Source organism: Burkholderia sp. Bp9015 (assembly GCF_003853505.1).
Classification (GTDB): domain Bacteria; phylum Pseudomonadota; class Gammaproteobacteria; order Burkholderiales; family Burkholderiaceae; genus Burkholderia.
Genome location: NZ_QTPZ01000028.1, coordinates 63,847 through 81,662, shown reverse-complemented (window position 1 = coordinate 81,662; position 17,816 = coordinate 63,847). Strand labels below are relative to the sequence as shown.

Annotated in this window: 20 protein-coding genes, 1 other RNA gene and 1 riboswitch; of the genes, 10 read left to right on the top strand and 11 right to left on the bottom strand. The window is 70.4% G+C overall.

Translation table 11 applies throughout. The features are described from left to right. Positions 1-17 precede the first annotated feature (17 nt). From ssrS to DIE12_RS26405, 3 genes are all read right to left on the bottom strand, one after another. A non-coding RNA gene (gene ssrS / locus DIE12_RS26415) (6S RNA) lies at positions 18-199 on the bottom strand. A gap of 80 nt (positions 200-279) precedes the next feature. Beyond that, the gene (locus tag DIE12_RS26410) at positions 280-594 is read right to left on the bottom strand and encodes a cell division protein ZapA (RefSeq protein ID WP_011885730.1); all 315 of its coding nucleotides are present in this window, start codon (positions 592-594) and stop codon (positions 280-282) included. Beyond that, positions 591-941, bottom strand: a complete 351-nt coding sequence (locus DIE12_RS26405) for an ATPase (RefSeq protein ID WP_044845635.1) — start codon at positions 939-941, stop codon at positions 591-593. The genes DIE12_RS26410 and DIE12_RS26405 overlap by 4 nt, the downstream gene beginning before the upstream one ends. Before the next feature lie 165 nt (positions 942-1,106). After that, positions 1,107-1,360: riboswitch (cobalamin riboswitch) on the top strand. Between the two features lie 687 nt (positions 1,361-2,047). On the opposite strand from DIE12_RS26405, the gene DIE12_RS26400 reads away from it, so the two are divergent. The 5 genes from DIE12_RS26400 to cobC are packed head-to-tail and all read left to right on the top strand — an operon-like array spanning position 2,048 to position 6,298. After that, the gene (locus DIE12_RS26400) at positions 2,048-3,046 is read left to right on the top strand and encodes an iron ABC transporter permease (protein WP_124488465.1); all 999 of its coding nucleotides are present in this window, start codon (positions 2,048-2,050) and stop codon (positions 3,044-3,046) included. Next, on the top strand, positions 3,043-3,855 hold the full coding sequence (locus DIE12_RS26395; RefSeq protein WP_124521539.1) for an ABC transporter ATP-binding protein: 813 nt from the start codon (positions 3,043-3,045) through the stop codon (positions 3,853-3,855). Before DIE12_RS26400 ends, DIE12_RS26395 begins: the two co-directional genes overlap by 4 nt. A 52-nt stretch (positions 3,856-3,907) precedes the next feature. Then, positions 3,908-4,963 carry a nicotinate-nucleotide--dimethylbenzimidazole phosphoribosyltransferase gene (cobT, locus tag DIE12_RS26390; protein ID WP_124488463.1) on the top strand — a complete coding sequence of 352 codons (1,056 nt, stop codon included), beginning with the start codon at positions 3,908-3,910 and terminating at the stop codon, positions 4,961-4,963. Continuing rightward, a complete protein-coding gene (locus DIE12_RS26385; RefSeq protein WP_124521541.1) occupies positions 4,953-5,729 on the top strand; it encodes an adenosylcobinamide-GDP ribazoletransferase in 777 nt (258 codons plus the stop codon). Before cobT ends, DIE12_RS26385 begins: the two co-directional genes overlap by 11 nt. Continuing rightward, on the top strand, positions 5,714-6,298 hold the full coding sequence (cobC, locus tag DIE12_RS26380) for an alpha-ribazole phosphatase (RefSeq protein ID WP_124521543.1): 585 nt from the start codon (positions 5,714-5,716) through the stop codon (positions 6,296-6,298). The genes DIE12_RS26385 and cobC overlap by 16 nt, the downstream gene beginning before the upstream one ends. Before the next feature lie 47 nt (positions 6,299-6,345). Here cobC and DIE12_RS26375 read toward each other — a convergent pair whose 3' ends face one another. Genes DIE12_RS26375 through cobU form a run of 4 tightly spaced genes read right to left on the bottom strand, consistent with a single transcriptional unit; the run spans position 6,346 to position 9,764 of the window. Further along, positions 6,346-7,257, bottom strand: a complete 912-nt coding sequence (locus DIE12_RS26375) for a cobalamin-binding protein (protein WP_124521545.1) — start codon at positions 7,255-7,257, stop codon at positions 6,346-6,348. Beyond that, complete coding sequence (gene cobD / locus DIE12_RS26370; RefSeq protein WP_124488459.1) at positions 7,254-8,273, bottom strand: threonine-phosphate decarboxylase CobD; 1,020 nt, start codon at positions 8,271-8,273, stop codon at positions 7,254-7,256. The genes DIE12_RS26375 and cobD overlap by 4 nt, the downstream gene beginning before the upstream one ends. Beyond that, positions 8,266-9,210: an adenosylcobinamide-phosphate synthase CbiB gene (gene cbiB / locus DIE12_RS26365; protein ID WP_124521547.1), complete on the bottom strand. Its 945-nt coding sequence runs from the start codon at positions 9,208-9,210 to the stop codon at positions 8,266-8,268. The genes cobD and cbiB overlap by 8 nt, the downstream gene beginning before the upstream one ends. Then, the gene (gene cobU, locus DIE12_RS26360; protein ID WP_124488457.1) at positions 9,204-9,764 is read right to left on the bottom strand and encodes a bifunctional adenosylcobinamide kinase/adenosylcobinamide-phosphate guanylyltransferase; all 561 of its coding nucleotides are present in this window, start codon (positions 9,762-9,764) and stop codon (positions 9,204-9,206) included. Before cobU ends, cbiB begins: the two co-directional genes overlap by 7 nt. A gap of 74 nt (positions 9,765-9,838) precedes the next feature. Here cobU and DIE12_RS26355 point away from each other — a divergent pair, with 74 nt between their 5' ends. The 4 genes from DIE12_RS26355 to DIE12_RS26345 all read left to right on the top strand — a co-directional run bounded on the left by DIE12_RS26355 (position 9,839) and on the right by DIE12_RS26345 (position 12,925). Beyond that, entirely contained in the window at positions 9,839-11,341 is a 1,503-nt protein-coding gene (locus DIE12_RS26355) for a cobyric acid synthase (protein WP_124488456.1), read from the top strand. An 81-nt stretch (positions 11,342-11,422) separates the two neighbouring features. Beyond that, complete coding sequence (locus DIE12_RS38220; RefSeq protein ID WP_185500425.1) at positions 11,423-11,563, top strand: hypothetical protein; 141 nt, start codon at positions 11,423-11,425, stop codon at positions 11,561-11,563. 162 nt (positions 11,564-11,725) lie between these two features. After that, positions 11,726-12,139 carry a DoxX family protein gene (locus tag DIE12_RS26350; RefSeq protein ID WP_044849223.1) on the top strand — a complete coding sequence of 138 codons (414 nt, stop codon included), beginning with the start codon at positions 11,726-11,728 and terminating at the stop codon, positions 12,137-12,139. Positions 12,140-12,265: 126 nt separating this feature from the next. Further along, positions 12,266-12,925, top strand: coding sequence for a ParA family protein (locus DIE12_RS26345; protein WP_044849222.1), 660 nt, complete (start codon positions 12,266-12,268; stop codon positions 12,923-12,925). Positions 12,926-13,119: 194 nt separating this feature from the next. Here DIE12_RS26345 and panD read toward each other — a convergent pair whose 3' ends face one another. The 4 genes from panD to DIE12_RS26325 form a co-directional block, all read right to left on the bottom strand. Continuing rightward, positions 13,120-13,506 (bottom strand): aspartate 1-decarboxylase, encoded by a 387-nt coding sequence (panD, locus tag DIE12_RS26340; RefSeq protein WP_006484038.1) that lies wholly within the window; start codon positions 13,504-13,506, stop codon positions 13,120-13,122. A 41-nt stretch (positions 13,507-13,547) separates the two neighbouring features. Further along, positions 13,548-14,387, bottom strand: coding sequence for a pantoate--beta-alanine ligase (gene panC, locus DIE12_RS26335; RefSeq protein ID WP_124521549.1), 840 nt, complete (start codon positions 14,385-14,387; stop codon positions 13,548-13,550). Positions 14,388-14,644: 257 nt separating this feature from the next. Beyond that, positions 14,645-15,517 (bottom strand): ScpA family protein, encoded by an 873-nt coding sequence (locus DIE12_RS26330; protein ID WP_044849220.1) that lies wholly within the window; start codon positions 15,515-15,517, stop codon positions 14,645-14,647. Positions 15,518-15,521: 4 nt separating this feature from the next. Beyond that, positions 15,522-15,710, bottom strand: coding sequence for a DUF3460 family protein (locus DIE12_RS26325; RefSeq protein ID WP_044849219.1), 189 nt, complete (start codon positions 15,708-15,710; stop codon positions 15,522-15,524). 254 nt (positions 15,711-15,964) lie between these two features. Here DIE12_RS26325 and DIE12_RS26320 point away from each other — a divergent pair, with 254 nt between their 5' ends. Beyond that, positions 15,965-17,791 carry an autotransporter assembly complex family protein gene (locus tag DIE12_RS26320; RefSeq protein WP_124521611.1) on the top strand — a complete coding sequence of 609 codons (1,827 nt, stop codon included), beginning with the start codon at positions 15,965-15,967 and terminating at the stop codon, positions 17,789-17,791. Positions 17,792-17,816: the final 25 nt, after the last annotated feature.

Below are 17,816 nucleotides of genomic sequence, written 5' to 3'. Positions count from 1 at the left end.
TTCCCGATGCCGTTGAATAGGCCCCCGCCTTGGCCGCTAGGCCGGCATCCTGAACCTGGGGTTCAGAATTGGTCGCAGTTAGCAGCACTTCGGGTACATCAGACAGAGTGACGCGCGCGCCCGTGCTACAAATTTCCGCAACCGTGCACATGGCATTGGTTCAAGGAATATATGACCTTGGCGAACCAGGCAGGGAAGCTGACTGAACTGTGTTTCGTTGCGCCAATTTGACCACCGTTGATCGCCGAGATCAAGGGGAATCGACGCATCGATCAAACGTTACTGCGTCTCGTGCTGTGCGAGCACCGCGCCGAGTTGTTCGTTCATCTGGTGCATTGTACGACGGATTTCTTCCGCCGGAAATGCTTCACCGTGACGCACGCTCGTTTGCAGCCGCAGCAATTCGGACGCGAGCGACAGCGCGGCCATGACCGCGATGCGGTCGGTGCCGCGCACCGAGCTGTTCGCGCGGATCTTCGACATTTCTGCGTCGACGCGTGCGACGGCCTCGAGCAGCGCCGCTTCGGTCTCGGCCGAACAGGCGAGCCGATAGGGCTGACCGAGAATCGAGACTTCGATCTGCTTGGTGCTCATGCATGTTCTCCGTGGCTGGCCGCGTCGTCGCTGTCCGTGCGCGCCTGCGCATCCAGCAGGTCGAGCTGGTTGTCGGCTTGCTCCGCGCTCTTCGTGCGCGGCAGCTTTTCGAGAATCGCATTCAGTTTGACCTGGGCGTCGTCGATCTTTGCCGACAGCGTGTCGCGCTCGGCCGCGAGCGCATTGCGTTCGTCGCGCAGTTGCGCGAGTTCCGCGCGGACCGTGTCCGCTTCCGCGCGCAATTGCGCGACCTGCTCCTCGAGCGCGAGCCGTTCCGAGTGATAGCGCTTGTTCAGCGAGATCAGACGGCCAATATTTTGAGATAAAGTTTCGAGTTCGTTGAGCATTTGCTGCGTCCTCTAAAGACCCAGCATTTTAGCGCGGAATAACGCGCATTCCGACATCTGTAACGTTTCCAGTCGTAACACCCCCGCTTCTTGCCGCGAATACACGGGTCCGGCACGTGTTCCGCATGCGTCCGGACGCTTCCTTGACGCTCGCGCGGCCCGCTCCTAAACTGGCGCCGCCTCGGTGCTCGCGCGTGCGTCGCGCGGTTAAACGGGAAGCAGGGCGCGTGCTCCGCCCGGAGTTCGCCAACCTGCGCTGCCCCCGCAACGGTAAGCGGCCGCGTCGCATGACGCAGGCCGGCTCGGGTGCGTTTCGCGTGCAGGTCGCACGCTGGCGCGGGCCACTGCGCGTGATACGCGCGGGAAGGCGAGCCGGTACGCCGCCAGCCCGGATACCGGCCGAGGCGAGGAGCCTGCACGGCTTCATGACGCACGGCCCGCGGGGAAGCGGGGCGCGCAGTGCTTCACGGGACTTGTCTTCGATGCTGACCCCAATCGTTCGCACGGCGTGCGGCGCACGCTGCGCAATGTCGCCTGCCGCCATCGCGCGGAGCGCAGCGCACGCCGATTCGTCCGGATCGGCGACGACGCCGGTCGTCGCGGCACCGCGCCCGGTCGCGTGGCGCGACGCTGTCCCCTTGCTGCCGGCCGCCGTGGTTGCCGCACCGAGCGTGCCTGACGGTGACGCAAGCGCGATGCCGATCGACCCGCTGCGGCGGCTTCCACTATATTGCGCAGAACGTGGGCCGTGCGAGGATGCGGCGCGACGGATCGCGCGCGTGTCACGTCGGTGCGACCGGCACGCGGCCGGCCGCCGCATCGCGGGTCCCGGGCGACGAAATGCGGAATCCGGGTGCCGATCGTCGCGCGCGGTATGGGGCGTCGCCGGCCGTGAATCATGCGTCATGCCGCGCATGGCATCCTGACCGTGCGTGCGATGACATCACCGGGCACGGTTCGTCCGTGCACGCATCAACAACCTGTTCGACGAGGATGACGAGCTTGCGTATGCCTACGACACGCCGGAGCGCGACGCCGGTGCCGCGCCCGGCCGGCCATGACGGTCAGCGAAAGCGTCACGCGTCATGCGCGATGCCGTGCGGCGCATGAGCGCCGCACGTGCCGCCGCGATCTGGGTCGCGCTCGCGGCCGTGGTCGCGTTGCTGTTCGTCGCGTCGCTGTCGATCGGCAGCGTGCCGATGTCGCCGTGGCAGGCGCTCGCGTCGCTCGTGCCGCACGGCGGCGACGCACTGCTCGCCGACATCGTGCGCACGTTGCGGCTGCCGCGTGCGCTCGCGGGCTTCGCGTGCGGCGCGCTGCTCGCGCTGGCCGGTGCGCTGCTGCAGGTGCTGTTGCGCAATCCGCTCGCGGAACCGTACGTGCTCGGCGTGTCGGGCGGCGCGGCCGGCTTCGCGCTCGTCGCGATGATCGCGGGCGCCGCGTGGTGGCTCGTCGATGCGGCCGCGTTCGCCGGCGCGCTCGTGTCGGTCGCGCTCGTGCTCGGGCTTGCGCGCCGCGAACTGTGGCGCGGCGATGCGCGCGACGCGTCGCCGCGGCTGCTGCTCACGGGGGTCGTGATCGCGGCCGGGTGGGGCGCGCTCGTCACGCTGCTGCTGTCGCTCGCGCCCGACGCGCGGCTGCGCGGCATCATCTTCTGGCTGACGGGCGATCTGAACGGCGTGACGGCGCCCTGGTTCGCATGGGGCGCGCTGCTGCTGGCCGCCTGCGTCGCGCTGCCGGCCGCGCCGCAGCTCAACGTGCTGCTGCGTGGCGACGCGACCGCGCTCGCGCTCGGCGTGCCGGTCGCGCGGCTGCGCATGCGGATCTACCTCGTCGCGTCGCTGGCCGCCGCGGCCGCGGTGACGACGGCCGGCACGATCGGTTTTGTCGGCCTCGTCGTGCCGCACGCGCTGCGGCTCGCATTCGGCAACGACCAGCGCATGCTGCTGCCCGCCGCGATGCTCGCGGGCGGCGGCGGCGTGATGGCGGCCGACCTGCTCGCGCGCACCGCCATCGCGCCCGCGCAATTGCCGGTCGGCGTGATGACCGCGTTGATCGGTGTGCCGGTGTTCCTGTGGATGTTGCTGAGGAGACCGATGCGATGACGCATGTCTCGCCGCACACCGCCGGCGACATGACCTATGCGGCGCTCGACCTCACGCTGAGGGCCGGCGCACGGACCCTGCTCGACGGCTTCACGCAGGTGTTCCGGCCCGGCGAGATCTGGTGTGTCGCGGGGCCGAACGGCGCCGGCAAGACGACGCTGCTCGCGACGCTGGCGGGCCTGCAGCGGCCCGCCGGCGGGCAGGTCGAGATCGACGGCCGGCCGCTCGCCGCCTGGCCGCCCGAACAGCTCGCCCGGCGCCGCGCGCTGATGCCGCAGCAACTGCACGACGCTTTTAGCGCGACGGTATTCGACACGGTGCTGCTCAACCGCTTTCCGTATCTCGGCGGCTGGGGCTGGGAGCGCGAGGCAGACCGCGCGGCAGCGCGCGACGCGCTCGCGACGTTCGGGCTGAGCGCGCTCGCGTCGCGCGACGTGCTGTCGCTGTCGGGCGGCGAGCGGCAGCGTGTCGCGCTGGCCGCGACGCTGTGCCAGGACGCGCCGCTGATGCTGCTCGACGAGCCGCTCGCGCATCTCGACCTGCATCACCAGATCGACGGCCTGACCGCGTTGGCCGCGTGGCTCGACGCGGGCCCGCGCACGGTGCTGTTCTCGTGTCACGACCTGAATCTCGCGCGGCGTTTCGCGACGCACGCGCTGTTGCTCGACGGCCGCGGCCATGCGTGGGCGGGCCCCGTGCTCGACGTGCTGACGCCGGCGCGCGCGAGCGACGCGTTCGGCTATCCGCTCGTGCTGATCCGCGAGAACGGTCGCGATGCGCTGCTGCCCGCGTGGCCCGAGCGACGATGAACTTCCTTCTTTCGATGCGCGGCAGCGGCCGCACCAACGAGGCAACCTTCCGATGACGAACCCGACCGACTTCCCGCCCGCGATCGCGCCGCTCGACGACACGCTGCGCAAGCGTCTGCAGCATGTGATCGATCACAAGACCAAGCCGCCCGGCAGCCTCGGCCAGCTCGAGGCGCTCGCGCTGCAGATCGGCCTGATCCAGCGCACCGAGCGGCCGCACGTGCAGCGTCCCGTGACGATCGTGTTCGCCGGCGACCACGGGATCGCGGCCGAGGGCGTGAGCCCGTATCCGCAGTCGGTCACCGCGCAGATGGTCGCGAACTTCCTGGCCGGCGGCGCGGCGATCAATGCGTTCTCGGGCGTCGCGCAGAGCGTGCTCGAGATCGTCGATGCGGGCGTCGCGTCGCCGCTGCCGGTGTCCGACCGGCTTGTGTCGCTGCCGGTCGCGCGCGGCACGCGCAATTTCGCGGTCGAACCCGCGATGACGCACGACGAGGCGAAAACGGCGCTCGCCGCGGGTGCCGCGCGCGTGCGCGTGCACGCGTCGCTCGGCACGAATGTGATCGGCTTCGGCGAAATGGGGATCGCGAACACGTCGTCGGCCGCGTGCCTGATGAGCCGTCTGCTCGACGTGCCGATCGACGCGTGCGTCGGGCGCGGCACGGGTCTCGACGACCAGGGGCTCGCGCACAAGCGCGCGGTGCTCGGCCGCGCGCTCGTCCGGCATTCGCATGCGATCGCGCCGCTCGACGTGCTCGCGACGTTCGGCGGCTTCGAGATCGCGATGATGACGGGCGCGTATCTCGCGGCTGCGAGCGAGCGGATGACGATCCTAGTCGACGGCTTCATCGCGACGGCCGCGTTGCTCGTCGCCGAGCGCATCGCGCCCGGCGTGCGCGACTACTGCGTGTTCTCGCATGCGTCGCACGAGGCCGGGCACCGGCGCATGCTCGAGCATTTCGGCGCGAAGCCGCTGCTCGCGCTCGACCTGCGGCTCGGCGAGGGCACGGGCGCCGCGCTCGCGCTGCCGCTGGTGCGCGCGGCGGCTGCGTTCCTCACCGAGATGGCGAGCTTCGAATCCGCGGGCGTCGACAATCGTGACGCCTGAACGCGCGCAGGGCGTACGCGCCGAACTGCGCTACTTCTTCGTCGCGCTCGGCTATTTCACGCGCGTGCCGGTGCCGCGCGCGATCGGCTACGCGGCCGGCGATCTCGATCAGGCCGCACGCTACTTCCCGCTGGTCGGTGCGTGCGTCGGCGCATGGGGCGCGCTCGTCTATCTCGCGGCGCTGCGCGTGCTGCCGGCGTCGATCGCGGTCGGGCTGTCGATGGCCGCGACGCTGCTCGCGACCGGCGCATTCCACGAGGATGGCCTGGCCGACAGCTGCGATGCGTTCGGCGGTGGCTACGCGCGCGACGACGTGCTGCGGATCATGCACGATTCGCGCATCGGCACGTTCGGCGCGGCCGCGCTCGTGATCGCGCTCGGCCTGAAATGGCAGGCGCTCGCGGCCATGCCGCCGCTGCGCGCCGCGTGGACGATGATCGCCGCGCATGCGGCGAGCCGCGCGGCGGCCGTGAGCCTGCTGATGTCGCTCGACTACGTCCGGCCGGAAGGCAAGGCAAAACCGGTTGCACAGCGCATGGGCGCGCGCGCGGCCTGCGTCGTGGCCGCATTCGGGTTGCCGTGGCTGTTCTGGCCGGACTGGCGCGCGGGCGTCGCGGCCGTCGTCGCGCTCGTGCTCGTGCGCGCATGGGCGGCCCGCTATTTCGTGAAGCGGATCGGCGGTTATACGGGCGACTGCCTCGGCTTCGCGCAGCAGTTGAGCGAGCTGGCGATCTATCTCGTGGTGCTCGGATGGATCTCGTCCTGATTCGCCATCCGGCCGTCGCTGTCGAGCAGGGCGTGTGCTACGGACGCAGCGACGTGCCGCTCGCCGCACCGGCCGAGGCGGGGGCGCGGACCATGCGCGAGCGTCTGGCGGCGCTCGGGGCGCCGTTGCCCGCGCAGGTCTGGACGAGTCCGCTCACGCGTTGCGCGTCGGTCGCCGAGCGGCTTGCGCACGCGTTCGACGTGCCGCTGCGGCGCGACGCGGGCTGGCAGGAAATGGACTTCGGCGCGTGGGAACTGCAGCGCTGGGACGACATCGACCGCGCCGCGCTCGATGCGTGGGCGGCCGACCTGATGCATGCGTGCGCGCATGGCGGCGAAAGCGTCGCGCGGTTCGTCGAGCGCGTGGCGCGCGTGGCCGGCGAGGTCGCACAGGCCGACGCGCCGCAATGGGCGATCACGCACGCGGGCGTTATTCGCGCCTTCGCATCGCATGCGCTGCGCGTGCCGCTCGATACGCTGCTGTCACGACCGGTGCCGACGGGCGGCGTCGTCTGGTTGCGCATGGAGGATGCCGCCCGCACGTGGGAAGTCGTCCACTGGGACGCGTAGGCAGTCGCGTGCTCGTCTGACGCGGGCGAGCGCATCAAGGCCCGAAATCAGCGCGCCGGCCGCCGCGTCCGCGCCGCGTCGAGATCCTCGCACAGCGCGGCCGCGCCTTGCGCGATCCGCGGCGACGGCCGCGTCAGCAGATCGCCGTCGATCGCGAACAGGTTGTTGCGCGCCACGGCCGTCAGCGCGGGCCATGCACGCCAGCGCGCGAGGCTCGGCAGCGGCGCGTCCGAGCGTGTCGCGCCGGCGCTCGTCGTCACGATCGCTTCCGGATTCGCCGCAAGCACGGCCTCGTCGGTGACGGTCGGCGCGAGCGGCTTCAGCGCCGCGAACACGTTACGGCCGCCGCACAGCGTGACGACGTCGTTGAACAGATGCGCGCCGTTGAGCGTCGTCAGCGGCCGGTCCCATACCTGGAAGAACATCGTGACGGGCGGGCGCGCCGCGTAACGCGCGCGCAGCGCCGCGATGTTGCGCGAAAACGATGCCGCGGCCGCGTCGGCGACCGGTTCCGTGCCGAGCAGCGTGCCGAGACGGCGCAGCGACGTCGCGACGTCGTCGAGATGCTTCGGTTCGCTGAAGAACAGCGGAATGTGCAGCGCACGCAGCGCATCGGTCTGCCGCTCGGCATTGCCGTGCCGCCAGACGACGATCAGGTCGGGCTTCAGTGCGGCGATCCGCTCGAGGTCGAGCGCCTTGTTGTCGCCGACGCGCGGCACGGCCTGCGCGGCGGGCGGGTAGTCGCTGTACGTGACCGTGCCGACCAGCTTCGTGCCGCCGCCGGCCGCATAGACCAGTTCGGTCGCATGCGGCGCGAGGCTGATCACGCGTTGCGCCGGTGCGGGCAGCGTGACGGCATTGCCTGCATCGTCGCGGGTCGTGATGTCGGCGTGAGCGAAGGGCGCGAGCGCGACCAGCATCGCGAGCGCCGGCAACCGGCGCAACGGGCGGGCGTTCATGCGGATGCCCGTTGCAGCGTCGGCACGCACTGCGCGAGCGCGTCGGCGACGCGCAGCCATTCGGCTTCGTTGCCCGGCAGGCCGACGCGCACGCTCGACGGTTGCGCGAAGTGCCGCGTCCAGATTCCGTGCGTGGCGAGTGCCGTATGCAGCGCGGCGGCGCGCGGGTCGTCTGTCCAGCTGAACAGCGGCGTCGCGTGCACCGCGAAGCCGTGTGTGCGCAGCAGCGCGGCGAGGCGTGCGCCGTCGGCCGCGAGCCGCTCGCGCGCGGCGGCCTGCCATGCGCGGTCGGCGAACGCGGCGGCGACCGCGTGACGCGCGGGGCCGCTGACGGTCCACGCGCCGAGCATGTCGCGCAGCGCGGCGATCAGCTCGGGACGCGCGAGCACGAAGCCCGCGCGAATGCCGGCGAGCCCGAAGAACTTGCCGACCGAGCGCAGCACGACGAGGCCCGGACGATCGGCGTACTGCGCGAGCGATGGCGTGGCGCCCGTATCCGCGAAGGCCTCGTCGACGATCAGCGTGCCGCCGCGTGCCGACAGTTGCGCATGCCAGCCGAGCAGCCGTTCGGTCGGAACGAACTCGGCAGTCGGATTGTTCGGATTCCCGACGATGACGTGACGCAGCGTCGCAGGCAACGCGTCCGAGGCGATGTCGAGCGGGACGACACGATGGCCGTGGCGCGCGAAGGCAGGCGCGTATTCGCCGTACGCGAGCGGCGCGACGCCGGCGTCGCCGGCCGGCAGCAGCGCGGGCAACGCGCGGATCGCGGCCTGGCTGCCGGCGACCGGCAGCACGTGCGCGGCATCGGGTGCGCCGTAGTAGCGGGCCGCGCATGCGGCGAGCGTGTCGCCGTCGTCGGGCAGCCGGCGCCATGCGTCGGCCGGGACCGGCGGCACCGGATAGCCGACCGGATTGATGCCGGTCGACAGGTCGAGCCAGGCGTCATACGGAATGCCGTGGCGGCGCGCGGCTTCGTGCAGGTTGCCGCCGTGCGGGATGCGTGCGTCAGACATGATGGGTTGCGAGGATGAGTGCGCCGCTCGCGACGAGCAGTGCGAGCCACAGCGCGAGCGTGCGCGTGACGAGCGACAGCGCGGCGACGACGTGCGCGGCCGTCGCCGGTGCGCCGGTGCCGAGCGCGGGACGGTCTTCGATTTCGCCGTGATAGACGGCCGGGCCGCCGAGCTGCACGTTCAGGCTGCCGGCGCCCGCGGCCATCACGGGGCCCGCGTTCGGGCTGTCCCAGTGGCGCGCCTGCGTGCGCCAGCAGCGCCACGCGGCGGCCGTGTCGCCGAGCAGCGCGTAGCTCGCGGCGGTGACGCGTGCGGGAATCCAGTTGAGCGCGTCGTCGAGTCGCGCGGCGGCCCAGCCGAAGGTCAGGAAGCGCGGCGTGCGATAGCCCCACATCGCGTCGAGCGTGTTCGCGAGCCGGAACAGCAGCGCGCCGGGGCCGCCGGCGACGACGAACCAGAAGAGCGCGCCGAAGATCGCGTCGTTGCCGTTCTCGAGGGCCGATTCGACGGCCGCGCGCGACAGCGCGCCTTCGTCGGCTGCGCTCGTGTCGCGCGACACGATCCGTGCGGTCAGCGCGCGTGCGGCATCGAGATCGTGCCGCAGCAGCGCGGCGGCGATCGGCGCGACGTGGTCGGCGAGGCTCTTCGCGCCGAGCGCGAACCACAGCAGCGCGACGTGCAGCGCGGCCGCGAGCGGCCAGGGCAGCACGGCCGCGAGCCACGCGGCGACGGCCACCGGCGGCACCACGGCCGCGACCCATGCGGCGACGCCGACCACGCGGCCGCGCCGGCCCGTGTTCAGCGCGCCTTCGATGCGCGCGGCAAGCCGGCCGAACGCGACGAGCGGATGCCAGCCGGCCGGTTCGCCGATCACACGATCGACGATCGCGGCCGCGACCGCGAGCATCGCGACGAGCGGCAGCGACAGCATCAGCATGACGGCGCTCCGGCCTTGAGTTCGAGCGGCAGCCCGGCGACCAGCAGCGTCACGCGCGTCGCGAGCGCGGCGACGCGCTGGTTCAGGCGCCCGAGTTCGTCGACGTAGCGGCGCGTGACCGACCCGAGCGGCACGACGCCGAGCCCGATTTCGTTGCTGACGACGATCACCTTCGCACGCGCGCCGCGCAATGCGTGCTCGAGCCGCCCGACCTGCGCCGCGTACTGCGCATCGTCGAGCGGTTCGCCGTCGAGCGGGCACAGCAGGTTCGTGAGCCACAGCGTCAGGCAGTCGACGAGCAGGCACGCGTGCGGATCGTCGAGCCGCGCGAGCGTGCCGGCGAGGTCGACGGGCGCGTCGGCGAAACCCCAGTCGGCCGGCCGGCGCGCGCGGTGATGCGCGATGCGCCGTTCGAATTCGGCGTCGGCGGCCGTCGCGGCCGCGGTCGCGATGTAGGTGACGGGGCGGCCGCTGTCGGCGGCGAGCCGCTCGGCGTGCGCGCTCTTGCCCGAGCGCGCGCCGCCGAGGACGAAGGTGAGGTCGTGCGGAATCATCGCGTGATTGTAACGGCGCGGGCGGCCGCACGCGGGCGATAATGCGCGTTTGCTTCGCCACGACTTTGCACACGATGAACGCACCCGAACCGCAGCCGCACGGCACGTTGATGATCCAGGGCACGACGTCCGACGCGGGCAAGAGCACGCTCGTCGCGGGCCTGTGCCGCCTCGCGCGCCGTGCGGGCGCGCGGGTCGCGCCGTTCAAGCCGCAGAACATGGCACTGAACAGCGCGGTGACGGCCGACGGCGGCGAGATCGGCCGCGCGCAGGCGCTGCAGGCGCTGGCCGCCGGCGTCGCGCCGCATACGGATTTCAATCCGGTGCTGCTGAAGCCGACCAGCGACCGCGGCGCGCAGGTGATCATTCACGGCAAGGCGCGCATGAACCTCGACGCGCGTGCTTACCACGACTACAAGCCGGTCGCGTTCGACGCGGTGCTCGAGTCCTACGCGCGGCTGCGCGCCGGCTACGACACGGTGCTCGTCGAAGGCGCGGGCAGCCCGGCCGAAATCAACCTGCGCGAAGGCGACATCGCGAACATGGGCTTCGCCGAGCGCGTCGACTGCCCGGTCGTGCTGGTGGCCGACATCGACCGCGGCGGCGTGTTCGCGCACCTGGTCGGCACGCTCGCGTGCCTGTCGGACAGCGAGCGCGCGCGCGTGCGCGGCTTCGTCATCAACCGCTTTCGCGGCGACATCAGGCTGCTCGAACCGGGCCTCGACTGGCTGCGCGCGCAGACGGGCAAGCCGGTATTCGGCGTGCTGCCGTACCTGCACGGGCTGATGCTCGATGCCGAGGACATGCTGCCGTCGCAGGCGCGCAGCGCCGCCGCGCGCGGCGATGCCGGCGTGCTGCGCGTGGTGGTGCCCGCCTTGCCGCGGATCAGCAACCATACCGATTTCGACCCGCTGCGTGCGCATCCGCAGGTCGAGTTCACGTACTGGAAGAGCGGCCCGGTGCCGGACGCCGACCTGCTGATCCTGCCCGGCTCGAAGAGCGTGCAGCGCGATCTCGCGTGGCTGCGCGACGCGGGCTGGGACGCGGTGATCCGCCGGCACCTGCGCTATGGCGGCAAGGTGATCGGCATCTGCGGCGGGATGCAGATGCTCGGCCGCACGCTGGACGATCCGCTCGGCCTCGAAGGGGCGCCCGGCAGCGTGGCGGGGCTCGGGTTGCTCGATTTCGACACGACGCTGCAGCCGGACAAGACGCTGAAGAACGTGACCGGGCAGCTCGCGCTGCCGGGCGCGGCCGCGGTGCACGGCTACGAAATCCACATGGGCGACACGCGCGGGCCCGCGCTCGCGGCGCCCGCGCTGGAACTGGCGACGGGCGACGCACCGGGCGGCGTGCGCCCGGACGGCGCACGGTCGGCCGACGGGCAGATCCTCGCGACCTACGTGCACGGGCTGTTCGACGCGCCCGACGCGTGCGCGGCACTGCTCGCATGGGCGGGGCTCGACGGCGCGGAACGCATCGACTATCCGGCGCTGCGCGAGGCGTCGCTGGAGCGGCTGGCCGATTCGTTCGCCGAGCATCTCGACCTGCGCGCGCTGTACGCCGAGTTCCGCTGACGCATGGCGTGCCGGCCTGGCATTTTGCGGCGGATCGCGTACAACTCAGATGGGCGGAGGTCCGCCCGAAGGAGCGCGACGATGAAGGGTCGATGGTGGTTGAGTGTGCTGCTCGCGGTGCTGCTGGGCGCGTCGGCGTTTGCGCACGCGTGTGATTCGTATGCACCGGGCGGCGGGCCGGCCGGCTCGGGCGACGCCGCCCAGGGCAAGAGCGGCGGCTGAGGTTCGCAGGGGTGCAGGCATCGGGGCATGATCGGTCATGCCCTTTTTCATGATCCGATTCGTTCCATTCGGGAATCAGTTAAAGCCGAAATGCATATTTATTGGTCGAATCGATTCGAATAGAGTGCGATCCATTCCCATCCACTCACGAAGGAATTCGCCATGAACCCCAATCGCCTGAACGATCTCGGCGCGACGCTGCTGCGTGTCGCACTCGGCGTGCTGTACCTCGCGCACGTCGCGCAGAAGGTGTTCGTCTTCACGCTGCCCGGCACCGCGCAGTTTTTCGCGTCGATCGGCCTGCCGGGCTGGCTCGCGTATGTCACCACCGTCGTCGAACTGGCGGGCGGCCTCGCGCTGCTCGCGGGCTTCCGCGTGCGGATCGCCGCACTCGTGCTGCTGCCGTTCATGCTCGGCGCGGTGTCCGCGCATCTGCCGAACGGCTGGAGCTTCGCGTCGCCGAACGGCGGCTGGGAATACCCGGCGTTCTGGGCCGTCACGCTGGCCGTGCAGGCGCTGCTGGGCGGCGGTGCGTTCGCGCTCGGCGCACCGCGCGCCGCGACGCGGACCGCATAAACGGGGGGGCTTCGGCGCAACCCGTTCCGGTGACACCCCGTTTGCCGATATCATCGCTCCCTGTATCCGCAATCGAGCGGCGCCTGCCAGGGCGGCAGGCGCCGCACGGCTTTTTCGGGGGAATTCATGACGGTCATCGTGGTGGCGAATCCGAAGGGCGGCGTGGGGAAGAGCACGCTGTCCACCAATCTTGCCGGCTATTTCGCGGCGCAGGGCGCATGGGTCGCGCTCGCCGATCTGGACCGGCAGCAGTCCGCGCATGCGTGGCTCGACCTGCGGCCGGCCGGCCTGCCGCCGATCGAGGCGTGGGAGCTCGACCCGGATGCGCCGTCGAAGCCGCCGCGCGGCCTCGAATATGCGGTGATCGACACGCCGGCCGGGCTGCACGGCAACCGGCTCAACGTCGCGCTGCAGCTCGCCGACAAGGTGATCGTGCCGCTGCAGCCGTCGATGTTCGATATTCTCGCGACCCAGCAGTTTCTGGAGCGCCTCGCCGGCGAGAAGGCCGTGCGCAAGGGCAGCGTCGAGGTCGGGATCGTCGGGATGCGGGTCGACGCGCGCACGCGCTCGTCCGACCAGCTGCACCGTTTCGTCGAAGGGCTCGGGCTGCCGGTGCTCGGCTACGTGCGCGACACGCAGAACTACGTGCAGATTGCCGCGCACGGCCTGACGCTGTGGGACGTCGCGAAGAGCCGCGTCGAGAAGGATCTCGAGCAGTGGCGGCCGATCGTCGAATGGGCCGAGCGCCGTGCACCGAAAGCGGAGAAGGTCGCGAAGGCGTCCTGAGCGCGCGAGGCGAACCCGCGCGGCGCAGCCGGTCGAATTCGGTCGGTTCCCGCTCCAATGAAGAAGGGCCTGATTCGGCAGCGTGCCGGATCAGGCCCTTCGTACGTATGCGGCTGCGCGGCTTCGGCCGCCCCGGCGCGCGGGGCGCCGCGGCAGCGATCCGGCGCGCCGCGATACGCCGGCCGCCGCGTGAATCAGGTCCAGTTCTGCGTCGGCACGTGGTCGCGGTGGCCCTTGATCTTGTTGCCTTCGTCGATGAACACGAGCTTCGGCTTCCAGCCGGCCTGCAGCTCGGCTTCGTCGACCATCGCGAACGCAGCGATGATCACGAGGTCGCCGAGTTGCGCGCGGCGCGCGGCCGAGCCGTTCAGCGAGATCATCCCGCTGCCGCGCTCGCCCTTGATCGCGTAGGTCGAGAAGCGCTCGCCGTTGTTGATGTTCCAGATGTCGATCCGTTCGTTTTCGATCAGGCCCGCCGCTTCGAGCAGGTCTTCGTCGATCGCGCACGAGCCTTCGTAATGCAGCTCGCAGTGCGTGACGGCCGCGCGGTGGATCTTCGATTTGAGCATGTGGCGCTGCATGGTATCTCCGTGATGCGTGTGAGGCGAGGGCGGGCGGCCCGTCAGATTTCCAGGTTGTCGATCAGGCGCGTCGCGCCGAGCTTCGCGGCCGCGAGCACGACGAGCGGCTCGCCGGCTTCGAGCTCGGCGGCGCTCGGCGCGATCAGGTTCGCGCGGCGGCGGATCGCGATGTAGTCGGGCGCCCAGCCGCGCTCGGCCAGATGCGTGCGCGCGTGCTGCTCGAGCGTGCCGAGGTCGCGCTCGCCGCCGAGCACGCTCTCGCGCACGCGTTGCAGCGTCTTCGCGAGCTCGGGCGCTTCCTTGCGCTCGTCGGTCGTCAGGTAGCGGTTGCGCGACGACAGCGCAAGGCCGTCCTCGTCACGCACGGTCTCGGCCGCGATGATCTCGACCGGCAGCGCGAGCTGCTGGCACATGCGGCGCACGATCATCAGCTGCTGGTAATCCTTCTTGCCGAACACGGCGACGCGCGGCTGCACGCAGGACATCAGCTTGGTGACGACCGTGCACACGCCGGCGAAGAAGCCGGGGCGGAACTCGCCCTCGAGAATCCCGCCGAGGTCGTCGGGCGGCAGCACGCGGTACTCCTGCGGCTCCGGATACATGTCGCGCTCGGTCGGCGCGAACAGCACGTAGACGTTTTCCTTCTGCAGCTTCTCGATATCGTCCTGCAGCGTGCGCGGATATTTGTCGAAATCCTCGTTCGGGCCGAACTGCAGCCGGTTGACGAAGATGCTCGCCACGACCGGGTCGCCGTGCTGGCGCGCGAGGCGCATCAGCGACAGGTGACCTTCGTGCAGGTTGCCCATCGTCGGCACGAACGCCGTGCGGTTCTGTCCGCGCAACTGGTCGCGCAGTTCCTGGATCGAGCTGATGACTTTCATGATCGGGTAGCGGGTTCCTCGCGCAGGCGCGCGTTGGCGCCGCAACAGCGGCGTCGGGGTCGAAGCGGAGAACGCCGGCGCGCGGGCGGCGCATCGGGCGTCGGCGGATTGTAGAGGATTTGGCCGCCGGACGCATCGAAAAAAGTACGATCGTTCACTTTTTACGCGGGCGCGCCGCAGGCAGTCCGCGCGGGCGGGCCCGGCGGCGGGATGCGGCGTGTTTCGGTGTGCGGGGTGAGGCGGGGGCGGCGGGCGCCTTACGCGGGCAGGTACGCGAGGCGCACGTAGATCGGCGCGAACGGTTCGGGCTGCGTGATCTCGACGAGCGATTCGCGCGCGAGTTCGAGCATCGCGATGAAGTTCACGACCACGACCGGCACGCCGCGCGACGTGTCGAACAGGTCGGCGAACTCCATGAAGCGTGCGTTCTGCAGCTTGCGCAGGATCAGGCTCATGTGTTCGCGCACCGACAGCTCCTCGCGGGAGATCTTGTGGTGCTGGACGAGCTTCGCGCGCTTGAGCACGTCGGCCCACGCGGCGCGCAGGTCGTCCGAGTTCACGTCGGGAAAGCGCGGCGTGATGCTCTGCTCGATGTAGACCTCGGCGCGCAGGAAGTCGCGGCCGAGCTGCGGCAACTGGTCGAGACGTTGCGCGGCGAGCTTCATCTGCTCGTATTCGAGCAGGCGGCGCACGAGTTCCGCGCGCGGATCCTCGGCTTCCTCGCCCGTGTCGGCCTTCTTGACCGGCAACAGCATCCGCGACTTGATCTCGATCAGCATCGCGGCCATCAGCAGGTATTCGGCGGCCAGCTCGAGGTTCGACGTGCGGATCTGGTCGACGTAACCCAGATATTGCGCGGTGACCTGCGCCATCGGGATGTCGAGCACGTTGAAGTTCTGCTTGCGGATCAGGTACAGCAGCAGGTCGAGCGGGCCTTCGAACGTCTCGAGGAACACCTCGAGCGCATCGGGCGGGATGTAGAGGTCCTGCGGCAGCTTGAAGAGCGGCTCGCCGTACAGGCGTGCGAACGCCGCGACACCGTCGACCGTGTCGGGCGTCGAATCGGCGCCCGCGGGCGCGGCGATCGCGTCGTCCTGCCGGGCGGCGCTGGCCTCGTCGGCGGCGCTCACGTCGTCAGAAGTTCTGGTAGTAGACGTAGGACGTTTGCTTCACGCGCGATTCCTGCTGCTCGGCACGCTCGTCGAGGTCGATCGGCTGCTTGTCCCACAGCAGGGAGCGGCCCTTGCGCTGCTCTTCTTCGAGCGTCGGCTTCTGTTGCTTGAGCTGGTTCAGGAATTGCGTGACGTCGGACTGGTACGGCATGGCTTGGCTTTCCGTTTCGGGCGGCGCACGATGCGCCGGATTCGCGATGGCGGGATTTTACCGCATCGCGGGGAACAGCCGGCGGCAATCGCGCGTCGAATCCGCTGGCCGGTGCCCGCGGCGCGGCCGGCCGCGCCCGTGCGCGCGTCGTTGCGCGCAAGCGTCAAAGCGGGGCCCGCGCGGGCAGGGCCGCCGCCTTGTGGTCAAATACAGGGTTTTCCACGGAATCACGACAACCGAGGGTGAGGTCATATTTGGCGGGTCACGCGAACCAGCAAGCACACACGACGCATGAGACGAGCCCGCGCGCGGCCCGACACCCCGGTCGTCGCGCACGGCGCGGCGCCGGTGCGGCGGCCCGGGCAGCCCTCGTCGGCTGTCTCGCCGCGTTCGTCGTGCTGCCGGCCTACGCGAAGTACGACGTCGACATCGACGCGCCGCGCTCGATCCGCAAGCTCCTCAAGGCCCATCTCGACATCGCGCGCTTCGCGAAGCGCGACGACATCAGCGACGACCAGTTCGACTTCCTCGTGACCGCGACACCGCAGCAGGTGCGCGACCTGACCGCGACGGCCGGCTATTTTTCGCCGGTCGTGCGCACCGACGTGCGCACGCGCGACGGCAAGCGGGACGTGCGCGTCGCCGTCGATCCGGGGCCGCAGACCGTCGTGTCGACGGTCGACCTGACGTTCAAGGGCCCGGTCGGCACCGAGGATCCGAAGCAGGAGGCCGCGACCCGCTTCGCGTTTTCGCTGAAGCCGGGCGACCCGTTCACGCAATCGGACTGGGACGTCGCGAAGGGCGCGGCGCTCAGGCAATTGCAGGCGCGCCGCTACCTGGGCGCGAAGATCGCGTCGTCGGAGGCGCGCATCGACCCGCGCACGCAGCGCGCGACGCTGGCCGTCACGTTCGACAGCGGCCCGACATTCACGATCGGCAAGGTCGATGTCGATGGCGTGCGCCGCTACCCGGAGAAGATCGTCACGAACGTCAATCCGCTGTCGGAAGGCGAGATCTACGACGTGCAGCGGATCACCGAGCTGCAGCGGCAACTGCAGAACACGCCGTACTACGCGAGCGTCGCGATCGACGTCGGCGACGATACGTCGAAGCCCGAGCGTACGCCCGTGCACGTGAAGGTCAGCGAGTTCCCGTACAACAACATTCGCGGCGGCGTCGGCTACGCGACCGATACGGGCCCGCACGTGCAGGGCTCCTACACGTATCTCGACACGTTCGGCGCCGCGTGGCCGTTCACCGTGTCGGGCCGGCTCGACCAGATCCAGCAGTACGGCCAGGTCCAGCTGTCGATGCCGCCCGGCGCGAAAGGGTGGACCAACAGCGTGCTCGCGTCGTACACGAACACCAACGTGTCGGACACGCGCATCTACAGCGCGCGGGTCGGCGTGCAGCGCACGCGCACCGGCCAGTTCATCGACTACGCGTACTCGCTGATGTTCTACCAGGACCGGCTCGACCAGAACGGCGCCGGCCCGACCACGAGCCGCGCGCTGGTGCCGCAGTGGGCATGGACGCGCCGCAACGTCGACGATCCGCTGTTCCCGCGCTCGGGCAACCTGATCCACGCGGAGGCCGGCTTCGCGATCAAGGGCGTGTTGACCGACCAGACCTTCATCCGCGGTTACGCGCGCGGCCAGCAGTACGTGCCGATCGGCAAGCGCGACCTGTTCGTGTTCCGCGCGGAGCTCGGCGGCGTGTTCACGAGCGGCAGCTCGACCGGCGTGCCGGCATCGCTGCTGTTCCGCGCGGGCGGCTCGAACTCGGTGCGCGGCTACGGTTACCAGAGCATCGGCAACAGCGTCGCCGGCTCCGTGCTGCCGACCAAGTACCTGATGACGGGCACCGCCGAATACCAGCACTGGTTCAACCGCGACTGGGGCGCCGCGACCTTCTTCGACATCGGCACCGCGACCGATGCGTGGGGCGAGCGCGTGTTCTACCCGGGCGTCGGCATCGGCGCGCGCTGGCGCAGCCCCGTCGGCCCGATCAACGTCGACGTCGCGTACGGACTGCGCAACCACAGCGTGCGCCCGTACCTGACGCTCGGCATCGCCTTCTGACCTTGTTGCACGAGCCACGACGAAC